Genomic DNA, 1,164 nt, shown 5'->3' on the forward strand with positions numbered 1-1,164 from the left:
CTAAACTGACAGTCACCGATTGAAAAACGGGTAACTGTCAGATCAAGTCTGAACTAGTACATTTTATCTGAACTAGTACAGCTAATTTTTAAGCTTTTGGCGCTTCCCACATTACTTCATCTCTGAGCATCGAATTTAATATCACCACCATCTTTCTGATACAGGCAATTATCGCCACTTTTTTAGGTTTGCCTGCACCAACTAATCGTTGATAGGTATCTTTAAACACCGGATTACTTTGAATCGCTGACAGCATCGCCATATATAACACCGTGCGCACTTGGTGCCGCCCACCTTGGATTCTCCGTTGTCCTTTATAACGGCCACTTTCTCGATTCATCGGCGCAACACCAACTAGGCTGCTCGCTTGTTTACCCGTTACATAGCCAAGCTCTGGTAAATTACTGATGATTGATGCGGCCGCTATTTTGCCGATACCTGTCATGCTTTGCAGAATCGTATTTTTCTTCTGGTATTCAGGGCAAGATTCGATGAGTTCAACGAGTTTCTTTTCAATTTTTAGGATTTGATGTTTAAACGCGGTAAGTATCGGCTTGATGGTCATTGATAAGCTTTTTGGCAAAGACTGAAGGCGGTTCTTTTCCATCGTTTGCATCACAAGTAACTGATTTCTTCTGGCGACCAAATCACTCATGACTTGCATAGTGGCTGGTTTGAGTTGTGATAGTGCTGGTTTAATCACTTCCCCATAATGAGCGATAAGCTGCGCATCAAGTTTGTCTGTTTTAGCGCGCTGTCCAATCGCACCTGCAAAGCGTTTGATGTGAATAGGATTGGCGATAACAAACGGCAGTTTGCTGTTCGCACACGCCATAATAAACGGCATTTCTAACCGCCCTGTCGCTTCAATGACGATGCGTTCAACAGGGTATTGCTTGAGCTGATTTATGGCTTCTGCAATCCCTTTTTCGTCATTGGGGACGGTGAAGTAAATGTCCAAAGGACGAAGATATATATCAAGTTGGTACTTACCTGTATCTACCCCAACGTGAATCTTTTGATTGATGACTGTTTTCATAATAAGCTAACCCTTGCTTGCATAATGCGGGTTCGAGACCCAGTAGACTATTCGAGTATGTTGCTTGGAGTCTTTTACAGCGTTCGTTCTTGTTATCGGTCTCTCGATTGAGGAGCCATTAATCA

Annotated in this window: 1 protein-coding gene; it reads right to left on the reverse strand. The window is 43.0% G+C overall.

Translation table 11 applies throughout. From position 1 onward, the window contains the following. Positions 1-88 precede the first annotated feature (88 nt). The gene (locus DXX94_RS19145) at positions 89-1,039 is read right to left on the reverse strand and encodes an IS110 family transposase (RefSeq protein WP_116013201.1); all 951 of its coding nucleotides are present in this window, start codon (positions 1,037-1,039) and stop codon (positions 89-91) included. Positions 1,040-1,164: the final 125 nt, after the last annotated feature.

The sequence above is a fragment of the Thalassotalea euphylliae genome (assembly GCF_003390375.1).
GTDB lineage: Bacteria > Pseudomonadota > Gammaproteobacteria > Enterobacterales > Alteromonadaceae > Thalassotalea_F > Thalassotalea_F euphylliae_A.